This is a genomic window from Roseovarius sp. A-2, assembly GCF_002072155.1.
Classification (GTDB): Bacteria; Pseudomonadota; Alphaproteobacteria; order Rhodobacterales; family Rhodobacteraceae; genus Roseovarius.
Genome location: NZ_BDIY01000005.1, coordinates 176,479 through 183,004, shown reverse-complemented (window position 1 = coordinate 183,004; position 6,526 = coordinate 176,479). Strand labels below are relative to the sequence as shown.

At 62.2% G+C, this 6,526-nt stretch carries 6 protein-coding genes and 1 pseudogene; 3 read left to right on the top strand and 4 right to left on the bottom strand.

Annotated features, from left to right (window positions below):
• Window positions 1-238: transposase (locus BHD06_RS09235; protein ID WP_176214320.1), on the bottom strand; the 238-nt coding region annotated here is incomplete at its 3' end.
• A gap of 116 nt (window positions 239-354) precedes the next feature.
• Between BHD06_RS09235 and BHD06_RS09230 the strand changes: the two are divergent.
• A pseudogene (locus tag BHD06_RS09230) lies at window positions 355-753 on the top strand (MFS transporter); the annotation flags it as partial.
• Window positions 754-765: 12 nt separating this feature from the next.
• On the opposite strand, the gene BHD06_RS09225 reads toward BHD06_RS09230, so the two are convergent.
• From BHD06_RS09225 to BHD06_RS09215, 3 genes are all read right to left on the bottom strand, one after another.
• Window positions 766-1,014 carry a hypothetical protein gene (locus BHD06_RS09225; protein ID WP_080456696.1) on the bottom strand — a complete coding sequence of 83 codons (249 nt, stop codon included), beginning with the start codon at window positions 1,012-1,014 and terminating at the stop codon, window positions 766-768.
• Window positions 1,015-1,342: 328 nt separating this feature from the next.
• Entirely contained in the window at window positions 1,343-3,667 is a 2,325-nt protein-coding gene (locus BHD06_RS09220) for a molybdopterin guanine dinucleotide-containing S/N-oxide reductase (protein WP_254892365.1), read from the bottom strand.
• Window positions 3,664-4,344 (bottom strand): TetR/AcrR family transcriptional regulator, encoded by a 681-nt coding sequence (locus BHD06_RS09215; RefSeq protein ID WP_254892364.1) that lies wholly within the window; start codon window positions 4,342-4,344, stop codon window positions 3,664-3,666. Before BHD06_RS09215 ends, BHD06_RS09220 begins: the two co-directional genes overlap by 4 nt.
• A gap of 160 nt (window positions 4,345-4,504) precedes the next feature.
• Between BHD06_RS09215 and BHD06_RS09210 the strand changes: the two genes are divergently transcribed.
• Together BHD06_RS09210 and BHD06_RS09205 are read left to right on the top strand one after the other, a co-directional pair.
• Complete coding sequence (locus BHD06_RS09210) at window positions 4,505-5,293, top strand: SDR family NAD(P)-dependent oxidoreductase (protein ID WP_254892363.1); 789 nt, start codon at window positions 4,505-4,507, stop codon at window positions 5,291-5,293.
• A gap of 17 nt (window positions 5,294-5,310) precedes the next feature.
• Window positions 5,311-6,519 carry an acyl-CoA dehydrogenase family protein gene (locus tag BHD06_RS09205; protein WP_080456694.1) on the top strand — a complete coding sequence of 403 codons (1,209 nt, stop codon included), beginning with the start codon at window positions 5,311-5,313 and terminating at the stop codon, window positions 6,517-6,519.
• Window positions 6,520-6,526 lie beyond the last annotated feature (7 nt).

Here is a 6,526-nt window from a genome sequence, read left to right as displayed (position 1 = left end):
CCGCGATCATCATGATCCGGAACCGGATGATGTCTTCCAGACTGTGCCGCACCTTGCCTGGCGCGCGCGGATCCGGGAGGCACTTTGCGACCAGACCCGCCAGGTCGGTCCGGCGTTCGACCTCCCGTAAGAGCGTCAGACCAGCATCGGAACTCATCTCCGCGCCGTCAAAATTGAGAAGAACGGGTTTGCCATTCACGGGTGACAAAGCGGGCTTTCGGGAAGTAGACTGTATCATGGTGAGGGGACGTACCTTGGAAACTGAGTTTTCTGGCTTCGACAACCAAAAAATACCTGCTTTCAAAAGCTTACGCTACCTTCACCACACCCCCATGAATTATTCGGGTTAATACCTTCAAGGAACCCTCTCTGCGGCTTGATCTGAGACAGCGCAGCGGGCCGATCATGATCATGGTGGATTACGAAATCGCACAGGCCGATGTTCCCGAATTTCTGGCGGCCATGAATGTACGTCGTCGCATTCGTATCCGCGACGGGGCGCAACAATGGACGCTGCTTCGGGATCTGGAAAACCCCGATGTCTGGACCGAAACCTACCACGTTCCCACTTGGGTCGAATATGTCCGCCACCACGAACGCCGCACGCAGGCCGATGCGGAATCGTACCAGCGCCTTTTGAAGCTGCATCGCGGCAAGGAGAAACCCAAGGTTCATCGCATGATCGAACGTCAGGCGGTTTCGCTCAAGGATGACACCCCGTTGAGAAACCCTCCCGACGCGGCAGCTGAATAACCGCGCATTCGGTCAGGTGCGTCCGCGTCGCAAGATCACGGCCCCCTGCCCGTCCCTCACCATCTTGCCCTTTGCGACAACCGTCTTGCCTCGCAACAGAACGGTCTCCGACCAGCCCTGCACTTCCAGGTTTTCGTAAGGTGTGTCGTCTGCCCGGTCCTGCAGATCGGCGCGCCGGATCGTCCGATTGGCTTCCGGAGTCCAGATCGCGATGTCGGCGTCGCAGCCGACGGTGATGGTGGCTTTGCGGATAAAGCCCATAGGTCCTGGCGTGGTTCGTCGCGGTCAAAGCCACAAAGCGCGACAGGTCGATCCGGCCGTTCGTGCCCCAGCACGTTCTGCGTCGGGTCCGTGACGATCCGGTAAAAAGCCAGATCCACACGGCTCTGCCCGTCGGCATGCGCCAGGTAGTCACGGAACGTGCCGGGCAGATGGCGGCCTTGTTCGAGAGGATGTCTTGCATGCGGACGCGACCATGACCATCCGATGCGGGGCGTTTTCATCGCCCAACAGCCTAGCCGCTTGCGCCTTGCCGCAGGTACTCGGGATACGTTTGCACCCGAGAACTATAGGGACTCAAAATTCCAATTCAGTCGCGCGGTTTCACTTCAGGCGGTAGGTCGATACGCGGTTTGAGAGCGTGGCGAACGGACTCGATCTGAACCAGACAGCTATGTGCGATCGGACCTTGGGCCAGACGGGATGTGCCCTTGTCCAGGGTCAATGTGTTCGGATTGCCGTGCAGGCACGTGTCGCCGTCCGGATCGTACCATGCGCCGGTCGCGATCTGGACGACACCGGGGCGGACAGTGTCGCTGATCTTCAGTCCGGCGATGCAGGCGCCGCGGGCATTGAAAAGTCGCACCGCCTCACCCTCGGACAGACCGCGTTCGGCCGCGTCTTCGGGATGCATGAGCACCGGGGACCGGCCGTCGATACGATCCGCGCGGCTGAGCTTGCCGTGATCCAGCTGCGAATGGAGCTTTGTCCTGGGCTGGGTCGAAATCAGGTGCAGCGGTGCCTTCGTTGTGGCCCGCCCGAGCCATTCCACCGGTTCCAGCCAGGTGGGGTGACCCGGACAATCGTCATAACCAAAGCCCGCGACGGTTTCCGAGAACAGCTCGATCCGGCCGCTCGGCGTCTTCAGCGGATAGGCTTCCGGATCGGCGCGGAATTGCTCCATCAGGATGACGCGCTTTTCCGGTGGGGAAACACGCGTCCAGCCCTGCTGCTGGAACGTCTCGTAATCGGGCAGCGCCACGCCCCCTCGCGCGGCGGCCTCGCGCGACGTGTCGTAAAGCCAGCGCAACCAGTCGCCGGGGCTGCGCCCGTCGGTGAACGCGTCCGCCACCCCCAAATGCGCCGCGATGCCACGCAGGATGTCGTGATCATCACGCGCCTCGCCCACCGGAGGAACGGCGGCGTCCATCGCCGTGATGAACGGGTCTTTCGACGACATCGCGATATCACGCCGTTCCAGGTGCGTAGTGCAGGGCAGGACGATATCGGCATGACGCGCCAAGGCGTTCCAGCACCATTCGTTGGCGATCACCGTCTCGCATCGGGCCCAGGCGCGGCGCAGGCGGTTGAGATCCTGATGGTGGTGGAACGGATTGCCCCCCGCCCACCAGACCAGCCGGATATCGGGATAGGTCAGGACACGCCCGTTGTAATCGACCGTGCCGCCCGGATGTTCGAGCATGTCGGTGACGCGGGCGACGGGAATGACGCTGTCGACGGGATTTCTGCCCTGCGGAAGTGCTGCGTAGGGCACGTAACGCCGGTTCAGCCCGTTATTGTTCATCGCGGAATAGCCGAAGCCGAAGCCGCCTCCGGGGAGGCCGATCTGCCCCAGAAGCGCGGCAAGGGCGATGGCTGCCCAGATCGGCTGTTCGCCGTGATCCTGCCGGGTCAGTGAATAAGAAGCCGCGACCATCGTGCGGTGTCGGGCCATGTCGCGCGCGAGGGCGCGCAGCCTGTCGGCCGGTATGTCACAAGTTTCAGCCGCCCAATCGGCGGTCTTGGCGATGCCATCGGTCTGACCGCGCAGATAGGCGGCAAAGCGGTCAAATCCGACGGTATATCGGTCAAGAAAGGCCCTATCGTGCAACCCCTCCTTGATCAGGGTATGCGCCAGCCCAAGCATCATCGCGGTGTCGCTCGACGGGCGCAGCGGGAGCCAATCGGCCTTTAGCGCGTCCAGCGCATCGGATCGCATGGGCGACACGTTGACAAAGCGTGTGCCATTGGCCTGCGCCGCCAGCATGCCCGCCTTTTGCACATGCGCGCCGGTCCCGCCTTGGCCGATCTGCCCGTTCGAGACCGGCAAGCCGCCGAACGCCACGAAAAGCTCACAGCTTTCGGCAAGGACTTCCCAGCAGGTGTTGCGTTCGAGATGCGCGTGAAAGTCGCCCAGCACATGCGGCATGATCACTTCGGCGGCGGCATAGCTGTAAGTATTGACCGAGGCAGTAAAGCCGCCGATGCAATTGAGAAAGCGCTTCAGCTGGCTTTGCGCGTGATGAAACCGCCCGGCGCTGGCCCAGCCGTATGAGCCCGCATAGATCGATGCATTGCCGTGTTCCTTGCGCACCCGGTCAAGTTCGGCTGCGACCAAGCGCTCGGCCTCGTCCCAGCCGACGCTCACGAAACTGTCGCTGCCGCGCAGGTCGCCGCGCGCACCGGGCCCGTGATCGAGCCAGCTTTTGCGCATGGCGGGGCGGGTGATGCGCAGCGGGCCGTCCATCACGTCGACAATGCCATGTCCTATGGGCGACGGGTCGGGGTCCTGCTCGAAATCGCGCAGGCCGGTCACCCGGCCGTCCTCGACATCGACCCAATAGGTGCCCCAATGCGCGTTGGTCAGCAAGTCGCGTTCTCGACCGGTATTCATTTGCGGCGATGCGTTACTCATTGCCTGCGATCCGTCAGACAGGCGGACAGGACCATTTCCTGCACCGTCGCGATATAAGTCTCGATCGGCACATCGCGGCGGCGATACTTGGAGCGTTTGACATACCAATCCTGCAAGAGCGGCTTAATCAACGCCGCCAGCAGGGGGGACGTGTCGCTGCGGAAGACACCGGTCGCGATGCCCCGGGTCAACACCTCGGCAAAGTAACGCTCTGTCAGTTCTTCGCTGTCGATCGCCTTCTGACGTTCCGCCCGGGGAAATTTCTTCGCCTCCATGAAGGAAAAGGTGAACCAGGGCTGCATCGCTTCGGTCATCCTTACATGGGCGTCGATCAGCCATTTCAAATGCGCGACCGGATCGTCCCTTACCTCGGGTGGCGGAACCGACAGGGTGCGCTGGACCGCGGCCGTAACCTCCGACAGGATCATCTTGAGCAATGTATCCTTGGTATCGAAATAGGCATAGAGCCCGCCCATCGACACACCCGTCGCGCGGGACAGGTCCCTGAGCGACATGGTCTCGAAACCTTTTTGGTTCGACAATTCGAGCGCCGACGTGATGATGACCTTGAGCTTGCGCAGCGCGAAATCCGGCTTTTGCACCGTGATCGTCCCGCGATGACGTTCAAGGATGTAGTGGCACAGCGCCTCGGTCTTCAGGTCGTCGACATCAAGCACACACGGTCTCCTTCACATGGTCTTGCGGGGCAATCTACGCTGTGGCGTTCGAAATACAAAGAGAGGGGTTGCACGGAAACCGGGCTTGGTCTAGCTTTTTCGAGCAATCGCTCGAAAAGTAGAAGAGAGCGCGACATCGTAGGATAAGGAGGGGAGGCCTTTGACTACACTATCCACATCCATCGCTTCGCCCGAGGCGCCCCCTTGGCCGGGTCTTTCGGGCAAGACCGCGCTGATCACCGGCGCGTCGTCGGGACTTGGCGCACATTTCGGGCAGATGCTGGCCGGCAAGGGCGTGCACGTCACCCTCGCCGCGCGGCGGCGCGACCGGGTCGCCGCGCTTTGCGACGACATCGCGGCCCAGGGCGGCACCGCCACGCCGTTGCAATTGGACGTGTCCGATCCCGCGTCGGTCGAAGAAGCCCTGGGCGGACACGCCTTTGATATCGTGGTCAACAACGCGGGGACGACCGTATCGGCTGCGGCGCTCGATCATGATGCGGGCGATCTTGACCGCATCTTCGACACCAACCTCAAAGGCGTCTTTCACGTTGCGCGGGTGACCGCCAAAGCGATGGTGGCCGCTGGCAAGGACGGCAGTATCGTCAATGTCGCGTCGATCCTCGGCACCCGCGTTGCGGGCCATGTGTCCGCCTACGCCGCGTCCAAGGCCGGGGTGATCCAGCTGAGCCGTGCGCTGGCGCTGGAATGGGCGCGTCACGGGATCCGGGTCAACACGCTCAGCCCGGGCTATATCGAGACCGATATCAACCGCGAATTCTTCGCGTCCGACGCCGCGCAGGCCCTGATCCGACGCGTACCGCAACGCCGTCTGGGCCAGCCCTCCGATCTGGATGGTCCGCTGCTTCTTCTTGTGTCCGATCTTGGCGCGTTCATGACCGGATCCGAAATCGTGGCCGATGGCGGCCACCTCGTTTCTTCGCTTTGATGACCAGAGGATAACCCGTGGATTTTACACTTCCCGCCCGGACCGAACATTTCCGCGCCCGCATCGCCCACTTCGTCGAGAACGAAATCCTGCCCGTCGAAGCCAACCGCGACGCATGGGATGAACATGGCAATATCGCCCATGACTGGCTGGAGCCGCTGCGCGAAAAGGCCCGGTCCGAGGGGCTCTGGTGCCTCCAACTCAAGCCCGAAACCGGCGGGCAGGGTCTGGACAAGGTCGGCATGGCGGTCTGCTACGAAGAGATGAACCGCTCGATCTTCGGGCCGGTGGTGTTCAATTCCGCCGCCCCCGATGACGGCAACATGATGATTCTGGAACAGGTCGGCACGCCCGAACAGAAAGAGCGATGGCTTGCCCCGATCGTCAAAGGCGACGTGCGCTCGGCCTTCGTGATGACCGAACCGCATCCCGGAGGCGGCTCTGACCCCGGAATGATGATCACGACGGCCAAGAAGCAAGGCGACCGATATGTCATTCGCGGCCGCAAATGGTTCATCACCGGTGCCGCAGAGGCCGATCACTTCATCCTGATGGCCCGCACCTCGGACGATCCGCGGCGCGGGCTGACGGCGTTCCTGCATCACAGGGACGATCCCGGTTGGCACATCGATCGGCGTATCCCGATCATGGGCCCCGAGGAACATGGCGGGCATTGCGAGCTGGTCTACGAAGACATGGAACTACCCGCCGACCGCATCATCATGGAAGAGGGTCGCGGGCTCAAGATCACGCAGATGCGGCTTGGCCCGGCGCGGCTGACCCATTGCATGCGCTGGCTCGGCCTTGCCAAGCGTTGCACCGAGATCGCGCAGGAATACGCCACGAACCGCCACGGGTTCGGCGTGCGCCTGTCCGATCGCGAAAGCATCCAGATCAAGATGGGCGATCTTGCGATGGGCATCGAGATGGGGCGTCTTCTAGTCATGAAAGCGGCCTGGGCGCTAGATCAGGGCAGCTTTGCCAGGAAGGAAGTGTCGATGGCCAAAATCCACGTCGCGAACCTGTTGCACAGGGCGGCGGACGTGGCGATCCAGATCAACGGCGCGCGCGGCTATTCGCAGGATACGGTGCTGGAATGGATATACCGCTACGCGCGGCAAGCGCGTTTGGTCGATGGGGCAGACGAGGTTCATCAGATGGTGCTCAATCGCCATCTCGGGGAGGAAGGCCGCAGTTTCTGGACTTGGCCGACCCAATCTGACTGAACCGCGA

Bases quoted from the DNA above. Each gene is read 5' to 3' on its own strand.
- BHD06_RS09225 (WP_080456696.1), bottom strand. From the start codon at position 1,014: ATGGGCTTTATCCGCAAAGCCACCATCACCGTCGGCTGCGACGCCGAC.
- BHD06_RS09220 (WP_254892365.1), bottom strand. From the start codon at position 3,667: ATGAGTAACGCATCGCCGCAAATGAATACCGGTCGAGAACGCGACTTG.